Genomic DNA, 20,109 nt, shown 5'->3' with positions numbered 1-20,109 from the left:
GACGACAGGAGGGACGCTTTCCATGACCGGCAGCACCGCAGACGGCTCCGATGGTATCGGCTCCAACGGCATCCTGCGCCTGGCCCCGGCCTCCGGGGGCGCGGCGCGGCGGCTGGTCATCCTGCTGCATGGCGTCGGGTCGTCCGGCGCCGACCTGATGCCGCTTGCCCAGGCCTGGCGGCAGGCTCTGCCCGGCACCGCCTTCGCTGCGCCCAATGCGCAGCAGCCGTTCGACATGGGCAACGGGCATCAATGGTTCAGCATCGCCGGCGTGACGGAGGAGAACCGTCCCGCCCGCGTCGCCGCCGCCCTGCCGGCCCTCGTCGACCTCATCGAGGCCGAACGGCTGCGGGCCGGCGTCGCCCCCGCCGACGTGGCATTGGTCGGCTTCAGCCAGGGCAGCATCATGGCGCTGCATCTCGCCATGACCGCTCCGGAGCGCTGCGGCGCGGTCCTCGCCTTCGCCGGCCGCATCGCGGCACCGGTTCCGACACCGGGCGGGGCGGGACGGCGGCCGCCGGTCCTGATGGTCGGCGGTGCGGCGGACAGCATCATGCCGCCCGCCGTGGTGCAGGCCGCCGCCGCGCATCTGCGCTCATCCGGCTTCGCGGTGGAGGAGCATCTGCTGCGCGGCGTTCCCCACACCATCACCGCCGCCGGGGCGCAGCTCGGCCTGAGCTTCCTGGAGCGCGTCCTGCCGTCGGCGTGACCGCCGCGGCCGGGTGAGCAGCACCGCCGCCGTCAGGAGCTGGCCCAGCGTCCAGAAGACCGCCGCCGCCGTCAGCAGCGTCATCGAGGGCCAGCAGACCGCAGCCAGACGGAGCGCGGCGGCGAGGGCGATCAGCGCGACGGCGACGGTGGCGGCGGGCGGGAAGCGGTCCGGCTCCGCCTCGCGCTGAAGGGTGGTGCGGATCATCATCGCGCTGGCAAGGATGCCGAGCGCGCCGACCCCCAGCAGGTGCCAGCCGGCGGCTGGCGACAGGTCGGACAGAGCGGTGCCGGCTGTCAGCAGCCAGCCGGCGCCGAGGCAGCAATAGCCGAGATGCAGGCTGGCGATCTCCGGCCGGCGCAGCAGCAGATGCGGCTTCCAGCGGGCCAGCCGCAGCAGCGCGCCCGCTCCGGCCATGGCGGCCCCGGCGGCGCCCAGCGACGGCAGCAGGCCGGTGGCGGAAGACAGCAGGCAGAGGGCGGCGCCGGCGATGCCGATCGCCTCCAGCCTCGGCTGGACCCGCTGCGACAGGGTGATGCCCTGGCGGCGCAGGGCGCCGGCGGTGGCGGCGGGGATGACCCGCCCGCCCATGGTCAGCAGCAGCGTGGCGATCAGCAGCAGGGCGACCGGCTGGCCGTTGTTGGTCATGAGACCCAGTTCACCGGCCCAGAACAGCGCCTCGGCCAGCAGGAGGGCGCCGATCAGCGGGCCGAACACCGCATTGTGGCCGCTGCGGCTGGTGCGCAGGAACGGCAGGCCGGCGACGGCGAACAGAAACACAGGATAGGCGAGGCAGAGCGGCAGGGCCAGCATCGGTGGCAGTCCGGCCAGCAGCGCCAGCCGGCCGGCGAGCCAGGACAGGACGGCGACCGCCAGCATCGGGCGCGACAGCCGGGTCATCAGGAAGCCGCCGACCACCGCCAGCGCATAGCCCAGCGTCATCTCGTGCGCGTGGACGGCCGCCGACCGGACCGCAGGCGACCAGCCGGGCGGCAGCAGGCCGCCGAACCGGGCCAGCCACAGCGGGACCGCCGATGCGGCGTAGAGGGCTGCGGCCGGATACATCAGCCGGTGGGCGCTGGTGACGGGGGTGGGCATGGCGCGGGGTGCCTTCGCTGGGGTGGTGCCGCCATTCTGGGGGCGGGCGGGATTTCGCGCTTTGACCGGCAACAAAGTCGTGCACGAATGGATGGCGATCACGCCCCCCCCGATCACGCCCCACCGATCCCGCCCAGAGAGCCAGGACGACCGCCATGCCCCCGCCCCCCGATCCCGCCCTGCTGCGCGGCATGCCGCTGTTCGCCGGGCTGGGCGCCGATGCGCTGGCCGACGCGGTGGGGCTGGCGCGGCCCCGGCTGCACCCGCGCGGCACCGCCATCTTCACCCAGGGGGACCCGGCTGCGGCCGGCCATGCGCTGATCGACGGGCGGGTGAAGATCGTCCAGACCGGTCCGGACGGGCAGCAGGTGGTGATGCGCTTCATCGGCCCCGGCGAGATGTTCGGGACGCTGGCGATCTTCACAGACGGGCTCTATCCGGCCGATGCCGTCGCGGTGGCGGATTGCGTCGAGCTGTCCTGGCCGGCCGCGGCGATGACCGAGCTGATGGACCGCCATCCCGCCATCGCCCGCAACGCGCTGTCGATCATCGGCGGCCGGCTGCGCGAGTTGCAGAACCGCCTGCGCGAGGTGGCGACCGAGCGGGTGGAACGACGCATCGCCCACGCCCTGCTGCGGCTGGTGCGTCAGGCCGGGCGGCGGGTCGAGGCGGGGGTGGAGATCGACTTTCCGCTGTCCAGGCAGGATGTGGCGGAGATGACGGGGACGACGCTGCACACCGTCAGCCGCACCCTGTCGGCCTGGGAAAGCCAGGGCATCGTCGAGAGCGGCCGGCAGCAGGTGGTGATCCGCAAGCCACACGCGCTGGTCGCCATTGCCGAGGATTTGCCGCCGGTATCGACGCCGGTGCCGAAACGGGAGTGACCGCCTGCCGGGTTGCGGTGGCGCAAAGACCGCCCGTGGCGGGGTCGATAGGGTAGCGGCCTGTCCCCCGTGCCGGAGCATGCCGAAATGACGGTCGCCGAACCGAAGCTCGCCGATCTGAAGATGGCGGATTTGACGCTGGCGAATTTGAACCTGGCGAATTTGACGATGGCCGAGCTGATGAGCGGCCGGCCGGCGGTGGTCCCGGTGCTGCTGCGCCATGGCCTTGCCTGCCCCGGCTGTGCCATGGCGCCCTTCATGACCGTGCGCGAGGCGGCCGAGGCCTATGGGCTGGAGCTTGGCGCCCTGCTGGACGAGATCGCCGCCGTGGGCAGGCCGGCGGCCTCCTTTGCGGAGATCGGGTGAATGCACACCGACAGCCTGACCGGACGCATCCTGCATGACGACCATCACCGCGTGATGGAGCTGCTGGACCGTCTCGATGCCCTGCTCGGCCGTCATGGCGAGGACAGCCTGCCGGTGCTGACGGGGGAGGAACGCGACACGGTCGCCCTTCTCGCCGCCGAGCTGGACGGGCCGCTGGAGAGCCATTTCGCGGCGGAGGAGGCTTTGTTCCCGGCGCTGGCCGCGGCGGGCGGGCATGAGTGGACGGCCGACCTGCTGGAGGATCATGAGCATATGCGGCCAATCGCCCGCCGGCTGGGCCGCTTTTGCGGGCTGGTCCTGCGCGAGGGGTTCGACTGGGACAGCTGGCCGGTCTTCCGCAGCTTCGGCGAGGAGCTGGTGCGCGCCCTGGTCCTGCACATCCAGAAGGAGGAGACGACGCTGGTCCCGGCGACCGACGCCCTGCTGTCGGCCGAGGAGGACCGGGCTTTCGCCTCTGCGCTGGCAGGCTGACGCCAGACCGGCACCCTTCCCTCTCCGGCGTTTGTGCTGGAGCAAAGAAGGGGGCGGCGATCCGGGTTACAGGGGGACATAGCGATCTTGCGGCGATCCTGCCGCTTCCCCCCCATAAACCAGACGGACGATGATGCCGACCACCCTCGCAAAACCCGCCTCGGCCAACTCCACCCAGGCCGAACCGGTTCTCGATCTCCGCGCCATCCCGCCCTATCAGCGCCATCAGCTGATCTTCGCATCGGTGCAGGATCTGACGCCCGGCGACGGCTTCTCGCTGGTCAACGACCATGACCCGCGCCCGCTGCACCACCAGCTGCTCAGCCTGTTCGGCGCCGGATTCTCCTGGGAATATCTGCAACAGGGGCCCGAAGTCTGGCAGGTGCGCATCGCCCGGCCCGAGGGGGCGGCGGCGACCAGCCTGCGCGTGCACATCGCCCGCAACGGCGACGTCACGGTCGCGGCGGCGGATGCGCGGCTGGGACCGGATGGCAGCGGCGCCTCGGTCTGCGAGGTGACGGACATTCCGCCCGGCACGCTGGAGGGCGACGTGCTGGCGCTGCTGCAAGGGGTGATCCCCCCGGCCGGCGTGGTCAGCATCGCCTATGAGCGGCTGCTGGCCCGGCGCAACGGATCCTGCTGCGGCGGCATGTGCGGCTGAGGGACCTCTGCGGCTGAAGGTCAGGGTTGCGGCAACCATTCCCGACCCGGCCGGTTCTCTGTGTGACGCATCACCGCATCGCACACGGACGTGCCGGATCAGGAGACAGCCATGGACCGCAAGGACGACACCGTCACGCCGCAGGACCCGCGCAGCAAATACCCGCGCCCGCCCTTCAACGGCCAGTCGCAGCCCTGGCCGGGGCTGGCCCGCGACATGGACCCGCCGCCCGACCATGGCGAGACCAGCTACAAGGGTTCCGGCCGGCTGGCGGGGCGCAGGGCGCTGATCACCGGCGGCGATTCCGGCATGGGCCGGGCCGCCGCCATCGCCTATGCCCGCGAGGGCGCCGACGTCGCCATCAACTATTTCCCGACCGAGGAGCCGGACGCCCAGGACGTCGTCGCCCTGATCGAGGAGGCCGGCCGCAAGGCGGTGGCGATCCCCGGCGACCTGCGCGACGAGGCCTTTTGCCAGAAGCTGGTCGCCGATGCCGTCGCCGGCCTGGGCGGGCTGGACATCCTCGTCTGCAACGCGGCGCGCCAGCAGGCCTTTCCGTCGATCCTCGACATCAGCAGCGAGGAATTCGACGCGACGATGAAGACCAACATCTATGCCCCCTTCTGGATCATCAAGGCTGCCCTGCCCCACCTGAAACCGGGGTCGGTCATCATCGGCACCACGTCGGAACAGGCCTACGACCCGACGCCGGACCTGTACGCCTATGCCCAGACCAAGGCGGCGACGATGAATTACGTCAAGTCGCTGGCCAAGCAGCTGGCGTACAAGGGCATCCGCGTCAACGGCGTGGCCCCCGGCCCGATCTGGACCCCCTTGCAGGTGAGCGGCGGCGCCAGCCAGGAGAAGCTGAAGCAGTTCGGCGGCCAGACCCCCTTCGGCCGCCCCGGCCAGCCGGCCGAGCTTGCCAGCATCTATGTCCAGCTCGCGGCGGAGGATGCCAGCTTCACCACCGGCCACGTCTATGGTGCGGCCGGCGGCAGCGGGCAACCGTAAGGGAGGCCGGTGCCGGGTGGATGGAACGGCGCGGAACAGATTCCAGCGGATGTTCCATCATCCGGCCAGCCCGCCATCGACGCTGCTTTCTTAGAAATAATTTTTCGAATTTTGCAATCGTATTGAAATTTCGATCAAGTATGTCTCAGCCATCTTCGGAGCAGTTCTTTTTAATGTGGCCGGTCGTATTGTATCGATCATCGCGAATAACGTAGCCGGTACCGTTGGAATTCTTCCTGATCGACCCGTTCAGGTTAAAGATGCTGTCGCGCGTGACGAAATTTCCGTCGGGAACTTTCTTGACGGTGTCGGCCATCACCGGGGAGACAGACCACAGCAGCAGGCTGGCAAGCACTGAAACGACGATCGAACGCATGTCCCAAACCTCCCGTCTTACGGCCGCTCTTACGGCTTCCTGATAAACAGGGTGGTGGGGTGCCTTAATCCTAAGGCTGTGGATGCGCCACCGCTTCGCTGTAGACGGGCACTCGACACCCAAGGACATGAGACAGGATGGACCTCGTGCTCATGTCCGGCACCCTGCCATGCCAATCCGGCGGCCGGCACCCTGGCAGCAGCCTCCTGCCCCCGTCAGGCGCGCTCGGTGACCGGAGCGGGGGAGGAGGCTGCCGGATCGCCGGTCAGCAGCTTCTCCACCGCGGCGGAGGCGGCGACCTTGCCATGTTCGGCATAGCTTTCGTGGTTCCGCTCGATGGTACGCAGGTCGTAGAGGTAGTTGACCATCAGCCCGTGCGCCTGCTTCAGCCCCTTGGGCGACAGATCGCCCATCGGGTTGATCCGCTCCAGCCGCGCACCGTTGCCGAGGTGGAAACGGGCGACCGGATCGACAGGGCGGCGGTTCGGCGCCTTGGCCTTGAGGAAATAGCGGGCGGCGACGGACTCCAGCAGGGCGCGCATGCCCTCCGCCACCGCCGGATCGGCATGCCAGCCGGGATTGTCGAGGATCGCCAGCCGCACCCGCTCCTCGGCCGACAGCAGCCCGTCCTCCTTCGCCCGCTCCCGCGCCAGCCAGCCGGCGAAGCCGGGCACCGGCGACAGCGTGACGAAGGTCCTGAGCCCCGGCAGGTCGCGGCTCAGCTCCAGCACCACCTGCTTGATCAGGAAATTGCCGAAGGAGATGCCGCGCAGCCCCTCCTGGCAGTTGGAAATCGAATAGAAGATCGCCGTGGTCGCCTGATCGGCTTCGATCGGGCTGCGCTCCTCCGACAGCACTTCGGAGATCGAAGAGGAGATCTGGCGGGTCAGCGCCACCTCGACGAAGATCAGCGGCTCGTCCACCAGTTGGGGGTGGAAGAAGGCGAAGCAGCGGCGGTCGGGCGGCTCCAGCCGGCGGCGCAGATCCTCCCAATCATGGATGGCGTGGACCGCCTCGTAGCGGATGATCTTTTGCAGGATGTTGGCCGGGGTGGACCAGTCGATCCGCCGCAGCACCAGGAAGCCGCGGTTGAACCAGGAGGAGAACAGGTGGGTGAAGTCGGCGTCCACCGCCTCGTAGCCGGGAATCGCCGCTGCGTCGCGCAACGCCTCCTCCCGCATGCGGACCAGCGCATGGGTGCCGTCGGGGGCCAGGTTCAGGCGGCGGAACAGCTCCTGCCGGCGCGGCTCGGCGGCGACGTGCAACTCGATGGCCCTGCGGTCGTCGGGGTCGGCGGCATAATCGGCGATTGCCTTCTCAAGCCGCTTGCGGTCGGGGCCGAACCGCTCCGCCAGGGTGGCCAGGAACTGCCGCCGATCCTCCGGACCCAGGGCGCGGTAACGGGCGAACACGTCCTGCGCCAAGGCGACGCCCGACGCCTCGCCGCGGCCGGAGAGCAGCGCCTGACACAGCCCGATCAGGTCGGGTGGCGAAAGGGCCGGCCCGGTGCCGCCCTTCTGCGGCCGGATCAGCGCCCGTCCGCGGTCGGCGATGGTTTGCAGCAGGTCGCCGAAGAACTTCCCGTCCATCATCGCCCTCTCCCGCCTGTCAGGCCATCCGGTCCGGTCAGGCCGCGTGCCGGTCGAACAGCCCCTTGTGGGCTTCGCGCAGCAGGTTCTTCTGCACCTTGCCCATGGTGTTGCGCGGCAGCTCGTCGCTGAAGACCACCGCCTTGGGCACCTTGAAGTTGGCGAGCTGCTCCCTGCAGATGCGGATCACCGCCGCATCGTCGGGTGCTGCGAGACCCGGCTTGCGCAGGACGACGGCGACCACCGCCTCGCCGAAATCGGGATGCGGCACCCCGACCACCGCGGACTCCACCACCCCGTCGATGGCGTCGATCACCGTCTCGACCTCCTTGGGGTAGACGTTGAAGCCGCCGGAGATCACCAGATCCTTGGCACGGCCGATGATGTGGACATAGCCGCGCCCGTCGATCCGGCCGACATCGCCGGTGATGAAGAAACCATCGGCGCGGAACTCCTGCGCCGTCTTTTCCGGCATCCGCCAATAGCCGGAAAACACGTTGGGTCCCTTCACCTCGATCACGCCGATCTCGCCATCCGCCACCGGCTGCCCGCTCTTCTCGTCGGCGACGCGCACCGCGACCTCCGGCAGGGGGAAACCGACGGTGCCGGGGATGCGGTCGCCCTCCAGCGGGTTGGAGGTGATCATGCAGGTCTCGGTCATGCCGTAGCGCTCCAGGATGGCATGGCCGGTGCGCTCGCGGAATTCGCGGTGGGTGTCGGCCAGCAGCGGAGCGGAGCCGGAGACGAACAGCCGCATGTGGGCGGTTCCCTCCCGCGTCAGCCGCTCTTCGGCCAGCATCCGGGTGTAGAAGGTCGGCACCCCCATCATCACGCTGGCTCGCGGCAGCAGGCGGAACACCGCGTCGGCGTCGAACTTCGGCAGGAACAGCATGGCGGAGCCGTTCATCAGCGTGCAGTTGATCGCGACGAACAGCCCGTGGGTATGGAAGATCGGCAGCGCATGCAGCAGCACGTCGTCGGGACGGAAGCCCCAGACCCGATGCAGCGTCGCGGCGTTGGAGCCGATGTTGCGATGGGTCAGCATCGCCCCCTTCGACCGCCCGGTGGTGCCGGAGGTGTAGAGGATCGCCGCCAGATCGTCCGGCCCGCAGGCCACCGTGTCGAAGGCCGAACCAAGGCCGGCGGCCCGCTCCGACAGGGTTCCCTCCCCCTTGGCTCCCAGCGTCAGCACGGCGCCGACGCCGGCTTCCGCCGCCACCTCGGCCAGGGACTCGGCCTTGGCGGGGTCGCAGACGAAGATCCGCGGCTGGGCGTCGCCGAGGAAGTAGGCGATTTCCGCCCTGGTGTATGCGGTGTTCAGCGGCAGGTACGCCGCTCCCGCGCGCAGGCAGGCGAGATAGAGGAAGACCGCTTCCGGCGACTTCTCCACCTGGACCGCCACCCGGTCGCCCTTGACCACGCCGAGATCGGCCAGCAGGCGGGCATAGCGCCCGCTGATGGCGACCAGATCGCCGTAGCTGTAGCGGACGCCCGACTCCAGCTCGATGAAGGGGGACTGGGTGTCGGCCGGGAAGCGGGCGGCGGCGAGATCGTAGAAATTGGCAGAGCGATGTCCGGTCATGGTCGATCCCGTTCCTGCGGGCAGGGAGCCGGCCCTGTTTGCGGGCCGGCGGTTTCTGGGGGGAGGGTGAAGAGACCTGCCCGATCTCAGGGCGGCGAGGCGATGATCGCCTTGACCATGTCGAGCACCGCCACCCGCGCCGCCGCCCGGCCCGCCGGATCGCCGCCGACATTGGGTCCCTTCTGGACGCAGGCGTCCTGGTAGCTGAAGGGGGCGTTGGTCTCGGCATTGATCAGGGCGCCCGGTTCGCGTTCCTCGATCCGGCAGTTGCGCACCGTTTGGGACGCCGCGGAAACCACCGGGCCGTCCATGATCGGGGTGTCGAAGCCGTGATGCGCGCCGGGATAGGTGGTCAGCGTGATGTCCGCCCCGGCGGCCTTCAGCCGGTCGGCCTGGGCGGCGCAGGTGCGCAGCGGGTTGTAGTCGTCGGCCTCGCCATGGACCAGCCGGATCGGCCGCTTCACCACCTTGGTATCGTCGATGTAGCGGGTCGAGCAATCCGCATAGAAGGGAATGTAGCCGGCGAAGTCGATGCCGGACCGGTTCCAAAGCTGGTGGAAGCGCTCCAGCGAGGCATAGAAGGCGGCCTGCCCGCCGCGCGAGAAGCCGATCAGGACGATCCGCTTGGGATCGACGCGGGGATGTTTGGCCAGGATCTCCAGCGAATGATAGATGTCGACGATCAGGTTCAGCCGCCCCAGTTGCGCCTGATTGGCCGAGGTGCTGACGATGCCCCGCCCGGTGAAGCCGTCGATGGCGAAGGTCGAAATGCCGTTGGCGTTGAGCAGGCGCGCCCACATCTCGACGTTCGGTCCCACCCCGCCGGAGCCGTGCATCAGCACCGCGACCGGCAGCTTGCCGTCGCCCTGCGCCACCCGGAACTCCCCGGCCACCGTCACCGGCTTGCCGGCGTCGGCCTCGCCCCTGAGGAACTGGGAATCGCTGAGCGTCAGGCTGGGAATGGCGTGCAGTTCGACCCGGCTCGGGTAGGTCGCCCTTTCGGATGGCTCGGCGGTCTGCGCCATCGCGGATCCGGTGGCGAGCGCCAGACCGGAGCAGAAGGCGGCGGCGAGCAGGGCGCGCAGTCCGCCGCGGCGCGCGGCGCGATGCTGGAGGAGCATGGGATCGGTCCCCGTTTTCGTGAATTTTGGGAGATTTCGCGGGCGCGGCCGGTCAGCCGCCATAGACCCAGGTCGGCAGGGCCGTCGCGATCTGCGGGAAGACGCACAGCAGCACGACGCACAGGATCATCAGCCCGACGAAGGGCATCACGCCCCAGATCACGTCCTTCAGTGGAATGTCCGGCGCGATGTTCTTGATGACGAAGATGTTCAGGCCGACCGGCGGATGGATCAGCCCCATCTCCATCACCACCATCATGATGACGCCGAACCAGATCAGGTCGAAGCCGGCGGCGCGCAGCGGCGGCAGGATGATCGGCGCGGTCATCAGGATGATCGACACCGGCGGCAGGAAGAAGCCCAGCACCACCACCATCAGCAGGATGGCGGCCAGCAGCACCCAGCGCGACAGGTTCATGGCGACGATGGCCTGCGCCGCGCTCTGGCTGATGTGCAGGTAGCTCATCACGTAGGAATAGAGCAGCGACATGCCGATGATCATCATCAGCATCGTCGATTCCCGCAGCGTCGAGGTCAGCATCAGCCCGAGATTGTCGAGCCTGTAGGCCCCGTAGACCACGGCGACCAGGGCCAGGGCCAGCACGGCCCCCAGCCCGGCGGTCTCCGACGGGGTGGCGAAGCCGCCGTAGAGCGCCACCATGACGCCGGTCAGCAGCACGACGAAGGGCAGCACCCGCGGCAGGGAGGACAGCTTCTCCCGCGTGGTGAAATGCTCCTCCGCCAGCAGCGGGGAGTCGTGCCGTCCCTCGGCCAGCGCCATCGCCTTCTCCTTGCGGAAGCGCAGCACGGCGTAGACGGCGAACAGCACCACCAGCAGCACGCCCGGCCCGATCCCAGCGAGGAACAGCCGGCCCAGCGACTGCTCGGCGGCGACCGCGTAGAGGATCATGGTGATCGAGGGCGGCAACAGGATGCCGAGCGTGCCGCCGGCCGCGATGATGCCGGCCGCGAATCCGCCGGAATAGCCGCGCCGCCGCATCTCGGGAATGCCGGCGCTGCCGATGGCCGAGCAGGTGGCGGGGCTGGACCCCGCCATCGCGGCGAACAGGCCGCAGGCGAAGACGTTGGCGACGCCGAGGCCGCCCGGCACCTTGTGCAGCCAGGCGTGCAGGGCCGAATAGAGATCGGCGCCCGCCCGCGACTTGCCGATCGCCGCCCCCTTCAGGATGAACAGCGGGATGGTCAGCAGGGTGATGCTCGCCATCTCCTCGTAGACGTTCTGGGCGACGGTGTCGAGCGAGGCGGCCGGCATGAACACCATCATGAACAAGGTCGCCACCAGCCCCAGCGCGAAGGCGATCGGAATGCCGGCGAACAGCACGCCGAAGGTGGCCGCCCCATAGAGCAGGCCGAGTTCGAGAGCACCCATCACCGTGCCTCCCCATCCGGCAGCAGCCGGTCGAGAATTTGCAGCAGAAGCTGGACGGCAAGCAGCGACATGCCGACCGCCATCAGCGAATAGGGGATCCACAGCGGCGGCGCCCAGGCGGATTGCGTCACCGTGCCGTCCTCCCACGCCTCATGGAACAGGGTCCAGGATTTCCAGGAAAAGAAGGTGCAGAACGCAAAGGAAGCGACGTCGGCCAGGAAGCGCCGGACCTTCTCCGCCGCGGGCGGCAGCAGTTCGGCAATCGCGTCGATGGCGACGTGGCCGCGCCGGGCCTGCACCCAGGCGGCCGACATGAAGGTCGCCCCGACCAGCAGGAACACCGCCATCTCGTCCTGCCAGTCGGCGGGATGATGGAACGCGTAACGCACCACCGCCTCGTGCGTCAGCACCAGCCCGGCGGCGACCACCGCCACAGCGCAGACGATCACCACCAGACGGTTGATCAGGGTCATCAGCCGTCCGACCGCCCGCAGCGCTGGGGAATGCAGGACCGGCTCCGCCCCGGATCCCAGGATCAGATTGCGTTCCGCCGTCGACATCAGACCTGCTCCGCCAGCTTCAGCAGACGGGCGCCGTCCTTGACGCGTTCGGAGAAATCCTTCCAGGCGGTGTCGCGGGCGATCGCGGTCCAGCGGCCGACCGCCTCTGCGGTCATGTCGGCGGTGGCGACCCCGGCCTTGCCGTAGATGGCGGCGATCCGCTCGTCATCCTCGCGGGCGGCCTTGTAGCCGAACTCCTCCATCTCCAGCCCGACGTCCTCGATCACCTTGCGCTGGTCGGGTGTCAGTCCGTCGAAGATGGTCTTCGACATCATCAGCGGTTCCATCATGAACCAATAGCTGTGGGCGCGGGGCACCGTCAGATGCTTCGACAGCTCCTCCAGCTTGAAGGAGATCAGGCTGGTGGAGGAGGTGATGGCGGCGTCCACCGCGCCGGTCTGCATGCCGGCGTAAAGCTCGTTCGACGGGATCGTGCTGACCGCCGCCCCGGCGGCCTTCAGCATCATGTCCATCTCGCGGCTGCCGCCGCGGATCTTCATGCCCTTGACGTCGTCGGGGTTCATCACCGCCCCGGCGCGCGACGCGGTGCCGCCGGCCTGCCAGATCCAGGTCAGCAGCTTGACCCCCTTCTGGTCGAGGATGCGGCTCATCTCCTCGCCGATCGGGGCGGTGCGCCACTTGCGGCCCTGCTCGTAACTGGTGACGAGGCATGGCATCAGCCCCAGGTTGGTCTCCGGCACCTCGCCGCCGGCATAGGGCAGCGGGTAGAGCGAGAGGTCGAGGGCACCCTTGCGCACCGCGCTGAACTGGGCCAGCGTCTTCATCAGCGAGGAGTTCGGATAAATCTCGAACTTCAGCGTGCCGGCGGTGCGCTTCTCCACCTCGGCGGCGAAGCGGCGCACGATGCGGTCGCGGAAATCACCTTCCTCCAGCGTCCCGCCGGGGAACTGGTGCGAGATCTTCAGCACCTTGGCGTCCGCCGCCCAACCGAGGCGGGAGGTGGCGATGATGGCGGGAGCGGCGAGCGCGGCGCCGACCACGGCGCGACGGGTGACGGACATGGGACAATTGCCTTTCCGGTGGGCGCATTGTCCCGGAACGCCGCACGCATCGGATTGCGGGCGTCGGTCGGGAACGGATGCGCCGAAGATGATGCGGCGATGCGGGCGTGGACGGCGGCCGGCCGTTCCGGCGGTCCCCGGTCAGGCAGAGGAGATCCGCTTTCTGGGCATCGTTTCCTCCTGTATCGCGGTTTGGCGTTTTTGCATGCGATTTCGTGTCTTATGTATACCGATATTTGTTCGTGAGGCCAATCATTTTTGATACGATGTATGCCTGGGCTGGGAAATCGTCTATGATCGCACCGCAAAATTCCCGGCGAAGGACGTGCGATGCCAGGAATGGCCAGGAATGGGCCAGGAGCAGGAATGAGCGACATCGGCAGCGACCGGACTGACGGCAGACAGAATCGTGCGGACCAACTCCGCATCCTGATCGAGGAGGACATCGCGTCGGGCCGCCTTCCCCCCGGTTCGCGGCTGGAGGAAAGCACCCTTGCGGAGCGGTTCAACGTCTCGCGGACCCCGGTGCGCGAGGCGCTGGCCCAGCTCGCCTCGGCCGGGTTGGTGGAGATGCGGCCGCGCCAGGGGGCGGTCGTCGCGACGCTGAGCCTGGAGGATATCGTGGAGATGTTCGAGGTGATGGCCAACCTCGAATCCCTGTGCGCCGAGCTGTGCGCCCGCCGGATGTCGGCCGCCGACCATGCCGCGCTGCTGGCCCTGCACCGGCGGTGCGAGGAGGTGATCGACAGCGGCGACACCGATGCCTATTACGAGGCCAACCGCCGGTTCCACGAGGCGATCTATGCCGGCAGCCACAACCGGCACCTGGAGGAGATGACCCGCTCCCTGCGCAACCGGGTGGCCGCCTACCGCCGGATCCAGCTCCGCCACCCCGGCCGGCTGCGGGCATCGTGGAAGGAGCATGACGCCATCGTGCAGGCGATCCTTGCCGGCGAGGCCGAGCGGGCGCGCGACCTGACCAAGGGACATATCGCCATCCAGGGCGACACCTTCACCGACTTCATGGCGCTTCTGCGGATGTCGCGTCTGAACGTGGCGTGAGGCCGGCACGGCGGACGGTGCCGGCGGAGGTTGGCTTGGGGAAAGCGGCTCTTCGGCGGCGCCAGCGCCCCGCCCCCAGCACGATCTCACCCTCGACGTGGCGCCCCTTGCAGTCCGACACGGCTCGGCTCCCAACAGCGTCCAGCCATTCCGCCGCGTGCCGGCACGCTTTGCAACAGAGCCCGATGTTCTATCGGGTCGCCAGAGCGGGCGGCCAGCGATGAACGAAGCCGGCCTCCCGCTCCAGCATCCGACCCAGGCGGATCAACCGCCGTTCCTCGCCCGGCCGGGCGATCAGCTGGATGCCGAAGGGCAGTCCGTCTCCACCGACCGGCAGGGTCAGGACCGGGAAACCGATCAGCGTGACGATGGCGGTGACACCGAGATAGTCGAGGATGGTCTCCACCGGCCGCCCGTCGATCACCGTCACCTCGCCATCCTCGTTCGGCCAGGGCAGCACGCCGCAGGCCGGGGCGGCCAATACGTCGATCTCCTCGAACAGGGCGACGAAGCGGCGGTAGAGCGCGGTGCGGGCGGTCTGCGCCGCCAGATAGGCGTCAGCGGTGATGCCGCTCCCCGCCTCGATGTTCCAGCGCACGGTGTCGGTCAGACTGTCGCCGTGACTGTCCAGCAGCGGGCCGTAGGCGTGACGGATCTGCGCGGCGCGCAATGTGCGGAAGGTCGCCATTGCATCACCGCAGTCGGGATGGCGGCGCGCCACCGGCCCGGCGGCCCGCTCCAACTGCTCGACCGCCGCGGCGAAGCGCTCCCGCACGGCGTGGGAGACGGTGGCGACGCCGAAATCGGCGGTGGCGCCCAGCCGAGTTTCCGACCCGTCATCGCGGTCGCCGAACAGCGAGGTCGGGTCGCGCAGATCGCTGCCGGCCATCGCCGACAACAGCAGCGCGCAGTCCGTGGTGTCGCGCGCCAGAACGCCATGCGTCGCCAGCGTGTCCCAACCCAGCGCGCGGCCGGGTGAAGGGATCAGCCCCGGCGTCGGGCGGATGGAGGCGACGCCACAAAAGCTCGCCGGCACCCTCACCGACCCGCCGAAATCGGTGCCGTGCGCCAGCGGGGCCATGCCGGCGGCGACGGCGACCGCCGATCCGCCGCTCGACCCGCCGGAGGTCAGCCGCGCGTCGAACGGGTTGCGCGTCGGTCCCGCCAGACGGTTGCGGCAGATGGCGCCGAAGCCGAATTCCGGCGTGTTGGTCTTGCCGATGACGATGCCGCCGGCCGCCTCGATCCGCGCCACCGCGATGTCGCTGGTGGACGGCACATGGTCAGCATGGAGCGCCGAGCCGTAGGTCGTGCGGATGCCGGCGGTGTCCGTCAGGTCCTTCACCACCACCGGCAGGCCATGCAGCGGGCCGGCGGACCGGCCCGTCCGCGCCAGCGTCGCGTCCAGTTCCGCGGCCCGGGCCAGCGCCTCGTCCGCGGCGACGGTGATAAAGGCGCAAAGATCGGGATCGGCTGCGGCGATCCGGTTCAGATGCGCCTCCATCACCGCGCGTGCCGGAAGCTCCCCACCGGCCAGACGCGCCGCCAGGGCCGCCGCGCCGTCCTGCCACAGACCGTCGCTCTGCACAGACATTCATCGATCTCCCAGCCACTGTCCCGGCGATGGCGCCAAAAGCGGCAACTGCATCCGGCCGCCGCTCAAGATGACGGCATAACCCGATTCCGCGCTTCAGGCAACGCACTCCAAAACGTACTTATCATACTGTAATATATGAAAAACACTGAAATCGGCATGCTGTTTGCTTAGGGAGGACGCATAAAACGGAAACGCGAAAGGGATGGTACAGCCATGGTCAGCGCTTCGCCCAACGGCCCGACTTCCCCACGCGGGCAGACGCTCCTCCTGGATGGGATCACCCAACGCTACGGTGTCTCACTCGCCGTCGACGGGGTCACGCTCGACATCCGCGGCGGCGAACTGGTGGCCCTGCTCGGCCCGTCGGGCTGCGGCAAGACGACCCTGCTCAGGATCATCGCCGGCTTCCTGGCCCAGACCAAGGGCCATGTGATGGTCGGCGGGCAGAGCGTTGACGGCCTGCCACCCAACCGCCGGTCGGTCGGCATCGTCTTCCAGAACTATGCGCTGTTTCCGCACATGACGGTGGCCGAGAACGTCGCCTACGGGCTGGACGCGCGCGGCGTCGACCGCGCCACCCAGCGCAGCGAGGCGCAGCGCATGCTGGACCTGGTGAAGCTCGGCCATCTGGGCGACCGCACCCCGCGCCAGTTGTCCGGCGGACAGCAGCAGCGCGTGGCACTGGCCCGTGCGCTGGCGGTGAACCCGTCGATCCTGCTGCTGGACGAACCCTTCGCCGCGCTGGACAAGAACCTGCGGTTGGACATGCAGATCGAAGTGAAACGGATCCAGCGCCTGTCCGGCATCACCACCATCCTCGTCACCCACGACCAGGAAGAGGCGCTGTCGATGGCCGACCGTGTCGCGGTGCTGAGCCAGGGCCGCCTGGAACAATTCTCCCCGCCGACCGAGATCTACGACGCGCCCGACAGCCTGTTCGTCAACACCTTCGTCGGTTCGGCCAACCTGCTGGGCGGGGTGCTGGTCGACAGCGACCGCAGCGCCGGCCGGGTGCGGCTGGATGCCGGCGGGCTGATCGAGACGCGCGCGCCCAAGGACGACCTGCGGCCAGGTTCCCGCGTCACCGTCTGCCTGCGCCCTGAACATCTGAGCGTCGATCCGGCCGCGACCGATGCCGACACGCTGAACGGCGTGGTGGAGATGGGGCTGCCGCTGGGCGCCACCGTCGTCCATGAGATCCGCGTCGGCGACGGCACCGCCGTCAAGGTGTCGGAACCGCGCATCCAGCGCGCCGACCTGCTGGCCCCCGGCACGCCGGTACGGCTGGCGCCGGTGGCCCCCCGCCTCGCCTCGGTCTTCGCCGCGGCCTGACCTGCTTATTGCCCCTTAGATCCGCCCACCTCCTCTCACCTTCAGGAGTGAACGATGCTGCTGACTCGCCGCAACCTGATGCAGACGGCGCTGACGCTGGGTGCCATGCACGCCTTCCCCGGCCTGACCTGGGCGCAGGCGCGCCCGCTGGTCTTCGCGACCTTCACCGGCAGCTGGGAGGAAGCCCACAAGGCGGTGCTCGTCCCCGCCTTCCGCAAGGCGGCGGACAACGCCAACATCGTCCTCGACCCGATGCTGTCGGTCGACCAGATCGCCAAGGTCAACGCCGCCAAGTCGAACCCGCCGATCGACGTCATGCTGCATGATCCGGGCCCGGCGCTCCAGGCCATCGCGCAGGACCTCGTCGAGCCCTATCCGGTCGAAAAGAGTGCCTACTACAAGGACCTGATCCCGGCTGCGCAGGTCCCGATGGGACCGTCGCCCTTCTTCCAGGTGGTGGGCATCACCTACAACCCGGAAACGGTCAAGACGCCGCCGACCTCCTGGGCCGACCTGTGGAAGCCGGAATTCAAGGGCCGCGTCGGCATCACCAACCTGAACTCGACGCTCGGCACCGGCTTCATGGTGGAACTCGCCAAGATGCATGGCGGGTCGGAGGCCAACATCGACCCGGCCTTCAAGGCGATCGAGGCGCTGCGCCCCAGCCTCGCCGCCGTCGCCGCCAACCCCGGACAGCTCGCCACCCTGTTCCAGCAGGGCCAGATCGACATCTCGCCCGGCAACTTCAACGCCATCCAGATCCTGAAGGCGCGCGGCGTGCCGGTGGAGTTCGTCATCCCGAAGGAAGGCGCCATCGCCTTCAAGACGACCATCCACATCGTCAAGAACTCCCCCAACAAGGAGCTTGCCTTCAAGCTGATCGAAGCCGCCCTGTCGCCGGAGGTGCAGGCCACGCTGATGGAGGAGCCCTATCTGATCGTGCCGACCAACACCAAGGTCGCGATCAAGGGCGAGCTGGCCAAGACGCTGGCCAAGGATCATGCCGAGATCGCGAAGAAATTCGTGTTCCAGGACTGGGCCAAGATCAACGAGCAGCGTGCCGCCTGGATCGAGCGGTTCAACCGCGAAATCCGCGTCTGACCATCCCACAAACCCGCCAGCCGGAGGAGGCGCCCCATGGCCGCGACGTTGCGCGACGTCACCACCTACGACCTGAAGCTCGCGGCTCCGCTGGCGGCGGGCTTCGTCCTGTTCTTCGTCACGCCGCTGGTGATCCTGCTGGCGCTGAGCTTCCAGACCGACCAGCAGGGCGGCCATTACGGGCTGACCCAATATGTCAATTTCCTGGGCGACAGCTTCAGCCTGGGGGTGCTGGGCTCCACCCTGTGGCTGGGGGTGAAGGTGACGGTGCTGACCCTGCTGCTGGGCTATCCGGTGGCATGGCTGCACCAGCGCTCCCCCGGCTGGGCCAGGGGGCTGATCATGCTGCTGGTGCTGCTGCCGCTGCTGACCAGCGTTGTGGTCCGCACCTTCGCCTGGGTGGTCATCCTGGGCCGCCAGGGCATCGTCAATGCCACGCTGGCCTGGCTCGGGCTGATCGACACCCCGCTGAAGCTGCTCTACACCGACGGCGGGGTGGTGGTGGCTCTGGCGCAGGTGCAGATGCCGCTGATGGTGCTGCCGATCATCACCGCGCTCAGCCGCATCGATCCGAATCTCGCCGATGCCTCGTCGGTGCTGGGGGCCGGGCATTGGCGGACCTTCCGCAAGGTCATCCTGCCGCTGTCGCTGCCGGGCATCGTCGCCGGCTGCCTGCTGACCTATGCCGCGGCGATCACCGCCTTCATCACCCAGAGCCTGATCGGCGGCGGGCAGATGCTCTTCATGCCGATGTACATCTACCAGCAGGCCTCCACCCTGCAGAACTGGCCCTTCGCCGCGGCGATCTCCATCGTCTTCCTGGTGTCGGTGCTGGTGGTGGTGTCGATCTTCAACGCGCTGGGCCGCCTGTCGCGCGGCTATGCCAACGCCTGACCAGGGGAGGCAGCGATGTCCAATATTGCCGGTCGCCGCATCGACCTCGACGCGCTCAGCTTCCGCATCGTCATGACCGGGATCGCGCTGATGGCCCTGGTCCTGCTGGTCGCGCCGACTGTGGTGGTGATCTGGGTGTCCTTCACCAGCGGCTATTCCCTGAAATTCCCGCCGCCCGGCTATTCGCTGCGCTGGTATGGGGAGCTGTGGAATGCCTGGCAGCTCCAGTTCGCCATGATGAACAGCCTGAAGGTGGCGGCCTGGGCGACCGGCCTGTCGGTCCTGCTCGGCGTCTCCGCCTCGCTCGGCATCGCCCGCTCGCCGACGCTGACCGCCAAGGTGCTGGACAGCCTGTTCCTGTCGCCGCTGGTGCTGCCGGCGCTCGCCTTCGGCCTGTCGTCGCTGATGTTCTTCTCGATGATCGGGGTGCCGGTGTCGCCGCTGACGCTCATCATCGGCCACACCGTGGTGTCCGTGCCCTTCGTGGTGCGCAACACGGTGGCGTCGCTGGCCCAGATGAACCCGTCGCTGCTGGAGGCCTCGTCCAGCCTGGGGGCCGGGCGCTGGTACGGCTTCCGCCGCGTCACCCTGCCGCTGATCCGACCCGGCATCATGGCCGGCGGCTTCATCGCCTTCATGGCGTCCTTCGACAACGTCCCGGTCTCGCTGTTCCTGCGCGACGCCGCCACCGACATGCTGCCGATCCGCATGTGGCAGGATCTGGAAGGCCGGCTGGACGTCACCGTCGCGGCGCTGTCCGGCGTGCTGATCGTCGCCACCATCGCGCTGATGCTGGTGATGGAACGTGCCGCCGGCCTGTCCAAACGGTTGACCTGACCCGTGTCATACACCCAAAAAGAGAGAAACCCCGTAGGGCGTGAACTTGAAGGGCAGATGGAGATGGCGGTCGAGGTCGGTGACGACGAAGCGGAACGGAACGATATCGAGGAAGCGGGCCTGCTCTTCGGCATAGCCGGCCGCGCGCAGCCAGTCGCCGACATGGAACAGCACCTCGTGCGGGCCTTCCGCGATGCCCTCGCCGCGCACGGTTGGATGGTCGAGCTGTCCGTTGGCGCCGAGTTCGCCCGCCGCCAGCAATTGGCGTTCCGGGGTCAGTGCGTAAAGCTCCACCCTCATGCCATGGGCCGCGACGCCACGCGCCACGTCCACGCCATGGATCGAAACTCCGCCCGCCATGCCGCCTCCCTCTTCGATTCACCGCGATGGTAGCCGAGACGGCAACCGCGGCGCCAGTTCCA

21 protein-coding genes are annotated in these 20,109 nt (G+C 68.6%); 11 read left to right on the top strand and 10 right to left on the bottom strand.

All coding sequences use genetic code 11. The features are described 5' to 3' along the window. The first annotated feature begins 22 nt into the window (after positions 1-22). The gene (locus E6C72_RS21960) at positions 23-709 is read left to right on the top strand and encodes an alpha/beta hydrolase (RefSeq protein WP_109085260.1); all 687 of its coding nucleotides are present in this window, start codon (positions 23-25) and stop codon (positions 707-709) included. Here the strand turns inward: E6C72_RS21960 and E6C72_RS21955 are convergent. Beyond that, complete coding sequence (locus E6C72_RS21955; RefSeq protein WP_109085261.1) at positions 596-1,807, bottom strand: NnrS family protein; 1,212 nt, start codon at positions 1,805-1,807, stop codon at positions 596-598. The two genes, E6C72_RS21960 and E6C72_RS21955, sit on opposite strands and share 114 nt — an antisense overlap. Before the next feature lie 155 nt (positions 1,808-1,962). Between E6C72_RS21955 and E6C72_RS21950 the strand changes: the two genes are divergently transcribed. The 5 genes from E6C72_RS21950 (at position 1,963) to E6C72_RS21930 (ending at position 5,224) form a co-directional block, all read left to right on the top strand. Next, positions 1,963-2,691 (top strand): Crp/Fnr family transcriptional regulator, encoded by a 729-nt coding sequence (locus tag E6C72_RS21950; RefSeq protein WP_109085262.1) that lies wholly within the window; start codon positions 1,963-1,965, stop codon positions 2,689-2,691. Positions 2,692-2,778: 87 nt separating this feature from the next. Next, the gene (locus E6C72_RS21945) at positions 2,779-3,057 is read left to right on the top strand and encodes a DUF1858 domain-containing protein (protein ID WP_247875629.1); all 279 of its coding nucleotides are present in this window, start codon (positions 2,779-2,781) and stop codon (positions 3,055-3,057) included. Beyond that, positions 3,058-3,549, top strand: a complete 492-nt coding sequence (locus E6C72_RS21940; protein ID WP_109085263.1) for a hemerythrin domain-containing protein — start codon at positions 3,058-3,060, stop codon at positions 3,547-3,549. 130 nt (positions 3,550-3,679) lie between these two features. Further along, positions 3,680-4,210, top strand: coding sequence for a DUF2249 domain-containing protein (locus E6C72_RS21935; RefSeq protein ID WP_247875630.1), 531 nt, complete (start codon positions 3,680-3,682; stop codon positions 4,208-4,210). Positions 4,211-4,321: 111 nt separating this feature from the next. Then, positions 4,322-5,224, top strand: coding sequence for an SDR family oxidoreductase (locus tag E6C72_RS21930; RefSeq protein WP_109085264.1), 903 nt, complete (start codon positions 4,322-4,324; stop codon positions 5,222-5,224). Positions 5,225-5,369: 145 nt separating this feature from the next. Here the strand turns inward: E6C72_RS21930 and E6C72_RS21925 are convergent, their stop codons facing one another. The 7 genes from E6C72_RS21925 to dctP form a co-directional block, all read right to left on the bottom strand. After that, entirely contained in the window at positions 5,370-5,600 is a 231-nt protein-coding gene (locus E6C72_RS21925; RefSeq protein ID WP_109085265.1) for a hypothetical protein, read from the bottom strand. Positions 5,601-5,815: 215 nt separating this feature from the next. Beyond that, positions 5,816-7,192 carry a malonyl-CoA decarboxylase gene (locus tag E6C72_RS21920; RefSeq protein ID WP_199228725.1) on the bottom strand — a complete coding sequence of 459 codons (1,377 nt, stop codon included), beginning with the start codon at positions 7,190-7,192 and terminating at the stop codon, positions 5,816-5,818. A gap of 34 nt (positions 7,193-7,226) precedes the next feature. Then, complete coding sequence (locus E6C72_RS21915; RefSeq protein WP_136700827.1) at positions 7,227-8,771, bottom strand: malonyl-CoA synthase; 1,545 nt, start codon at positions 8,769-8,771, stop codon at positions 7,227-7,229. Positions 8,772-8,857: 86 nt separating this feature from the next. After that, on the bottom strand, positions 8,858-9,892 hold the full coding sequence (locus tag E6C72_RS21910; protein ID WP_109085287.1) for a dienelactone hydrolase family protein: 1,035 nt from the start codon (positions 9,890-9,892) through the stop codon (positions 8,858-8,860). Between the two features lie 52 nt (positions 9,893-9,944). Further along, positions 9,945-11,282, bottom strand: a complete 1,338-nt coding sequence (locus E6C72_RS21905) for a TRAP transporter large permease (protein ID WP_109085288.1) — start codon at positions 11,280-11,282, stop codon at positions 9,945-9,947. Next, the gene (locus E6C72_RS21900; RefSeq protein ID WP_109085289.1) at positions 11,282-11,842 is read right to left on the bottom strand and encodes a TRAP transporter small permease; all 561 of its coding nucleotides are present in this window, start codon (positions 11,840-11,842) and stop codon (positions 11,282-11,284) included. Before E6C72_RS21900 ends, E6C72_RS21905 begins: the two co-directional genes overlap by 1 nt. Next, positions 11,842-12,864 (bottom strand): TRAP transporter substrate-binding protein DctP, encoded by a 1,023-nt coding sequence (gene dctP / locus E6C72_RS21895; protein ID WP_109085290.1) that lies wholly within the window; start codon positions 12,862-12,864, stop codon positions 11,842-11,844. The genes E6C72_RS21900 and dctP overlap by 1 nt, the downstream gene beginning before the upstream one ends. A gap of 366 nt (positions 12,865-13,230) precedes the next feature. Here dctP and E6C72_RS21890 point away from each other — a divergent pair, with 366 nt between their 5' ends. After that, positions 13,231-13,926 (top strand): GntR family transcriptional regulator, encoded by a 696-nt coding sequence (locus tag E6C72_RS21890; protein ID WP_109085291.1) that lies wholly within the window; start codon positions 13,231-13,233, stop codon positions 13,924-13,926. Positions 13,927-14,116: 190 nt separating this feature from the next. Here the strand turns inward: E6C72_RS21890 and E6C72_RS21885 are convergent, their stop codons facing one another. Next, positions 14,117-15,520: an amidase gene (locus E6C72_RS21885; protein WP_109085292.1), complete on the bottom strand. Its 1,404-nt coding sequence runs from the start codon at positions 15,518-15,520 to the stop codon at positions 14,117-14,119. 216 nt (positions 15,521-15,736) lie between these two features. Here E6C72_RS21885 and E6C72_RS21880 point away from each other — a divergent pair, with 216 nt between their 5' ends. The 4 genes from E6C72_RS21880 to E6C72_RS21865 are packed head-to-tail and all read left to right on the top strand — an operon-like array spanning position 15,737 to position 19,687. Then, complete coding sequence (locus E6C72_RS21880; protein WP_109085293.1) at positions 15,737-16,855, top strand: ABC transporter ATP-binding protein; 1,119 nt, start codon at positions 15,737-15,739, stop codon at positions 16,853-16,855. A 54-nt stretch (positions 16,856-16,909) separates the two neighbouring features. Further along, positions 16,910-17,956, top strand: coding sequence for an ABC transporter substrate-binding protein (locus E6C72_RS21875; protein ID WP_109085294.1), 1,047 nt, complete (start codon positions 16,910-16,912; stop codon positions 17,954-17,956). Between the two features lie 36 nt (positions 17,957-17,992). Next, positions 17,993-18,850, top strand: a complete 858-nt coding sequence (locus E6C72_RS21870; RefSeq protein WP_109085295.1) for an ABC transporter permease — start codon at positions 17,993-17,995, stop codon at positions 18,848-18,850. A 15-nt stretch (positions 18,851-18,865) separates the two neighbouring features. Further along, entirely contained in the window at positions 18,866-19,687 is an 822-nt protein-coding gene (locus E6C72_RS21865) for an ABC transporter permease (RefSeq protein WP_109085296.1), read from the top strand. A gap of 6 nt (positions 19,688-19,693) precedes the next feature. Here the strand turns inward: E6C72_RS21865 and E6C72_RS21860 are convergent, their stop codons facing one another. Beyond that, positions 19,694-20,047: a hydroxyisourate hydrolase gene (locus tag E6C72_RS21860; protein WP_109085297.1), complete on the bottom strand. Its 354-nt coding sequence runs from the start codon at positions 20,045-20,047 to the stop codon at positions 19,694-19,696. Positions 20,048-20,109 lie beyond the last annotated feature (62 nt).

Source organism: Azospirillum sp. TSH100 (assembly GCF_004923295.1).
In the GTDB taxonomy this organism is placed as follows: Bacteria; Pseudomonadota; Alphaproteobacteria; order Azospirillales; family Azospirillaceae; genus Azospirillum.
Note: the sequence above shows the minus strand (reverse complement) of the source record. Positions and strands in the feature narration are given on the sequence as shown.

Excerpts from the sequence above, each read along its gene's own strand:
- E6C72_RS21960 (WP_109085260.1), top strand. The coding sequence starts at position 23 with ATGACCGGCAGCACCGCAGACGGCTCCGATGGTATCGGCTCCAACGGC.
- E6C72_RS21955 (WP_109085261.1), bottom strand. The coding sequence starts at position 1,807 with ATGCCCACCCCCGTCACCAGCGCCCACCGGCTGATGTATCCGGCCGCA.
- E6C72_RS21950 (WP_109085262.1), top strand. The coding sequence starts at position 1,963 with ATGCCCCCGCCCCCCGATCCCGCCCTGCTGCGCGGCATGCCGCTGTTC.
- E6C72_RS21945 (WP_247875629.1), top strand. The coding sequence starts at position 2,779 with ATGACGGTCGCCGAACCGAAGCTCGCCGATCTGAAGATGGCGGATTTG.
- E6C72_RS21940 (WP_109085263.1), top strand. The coding sequence starts at position 3,058 with ATGCACACCGACAGCCTGACCGGACGCATCCTGCATGACGACCATCAC.
- E6C72_RS21935 (WP_247875630.1), top strand. The coding sequence starts at position 3,680 with ATGATGCCGACCACCCTCGCAAAACCCGCCTCGGCCAACTCCACCCAG.
- E6C72_RS21930 (WP_109085264.1), top strand. The coding sequence starts at position 4,322 with ATGGACCGCAAGGACGACACCGTCACGCCGCAGGACCCGCGCAGCAAA.
- E6C72_RS21925 (WP_109085265.1), bottom strand. The coding sequence starts at position 5,600 with ATGCGTTCGATCGTCGTTTCAGTGCTTGCCAGCCTGCTGCTGTGGTCT.
- E6C72_RS21920 (WP_199228725.1), bottom strand. The coding sequence starts at position 7,192 with ATGATGGACGGGAAGTTCTTCGGCGACCTGCTGCAAACCATCGCCGAC.
- E6C72_RS21915 (WP_136700827.1), bottom strand. The coding sequence starts at position 8,771 with ATGACCGGACATCGCTCTGCCAATTTCTACGATCTCGCCGCCGCCCGC.
- E6C72_RS21910 (WP_109085287.1), bottom strand. The coding sequence starts at position 9,892 with ATGCTCCTCCAGCATCGCGCCGCGCGCCGCGGCGGACTGCGCGCCCTG.
- E6C72_RS21905 (WP_109085288.1), bottom strand. The coding sequence starts at position 11,282 with ATGGGTGCTCTCGAACTCGGCCTGCTCTATGGGGCGGCCACCTTCGGC.
- E6C72_RS21900 (WP_109085289.1), bottom strand. The coding sequence starts at position 11,842 with ATGTCGACGGCGGAACGCAATCTGATCCTGGGATCCGGGGCGGAGCCG.
- dctP (WP_109085290.1), bottom strand. The coding sequence starts at position 12,864 with ATGTCCGTCACCCGTCGCGCCGTGGTCGGCGCCGCGCTCGCCGCTCCC.
- E6C72_RS21890 (WP_109085291.1), top strand. The coding sequence starts at position 13,231 with ATGAGCGACATCGGCAGCGACCGGACTGACGGCAGACAGAATCGTGCG.
- E6C72_RS21885 (WP_109085292.1), bottom strand. The coding sequence starts at position 15,520 with ATGTCTGTGCAGAGCGACGGTCTGTGGCAGGACGGCGCGGCGGCCCTG.
- E6C72_RS21880 (WP_109085293.1), top strand. The coding sequence starts at position 15,737 with ATGGTCAGCGCTTCGCCCAACGGCCCGACTTCCCCACGCGGGCAGACG.
- E6C72_RS21875 (WP_109085294.1), top strand. The coding sequence starts at position 16,910 with ATGCTGCTGACTCGCCGCAACCTGATGCAGACGGCGCTGACGCTGGGT.
- E6C72_RS21870 (WP_109085295.1), top strand. The coding sequence starts at position 17,993 with ATGGCCGCGACGTTGCGCGACGTCACCACCTACGACCTGAAGCTCGCG.
- E6C72_RS21865 (WP_109085296.1), top strand. The coding sequence starts at position 18,866 with ATGTCCAATATTGCCGGTCGCCGCATCGACCTCGACGCGCTCAGCTTC.
- E6C72_RS21860 (WP_109085297.1), bottom strand. The coding sequence starts at position 20,047 with ATGGCGGGCGGAGTTTCGATCCATGGCGTGGACGTGGCGCGTGGCGTC.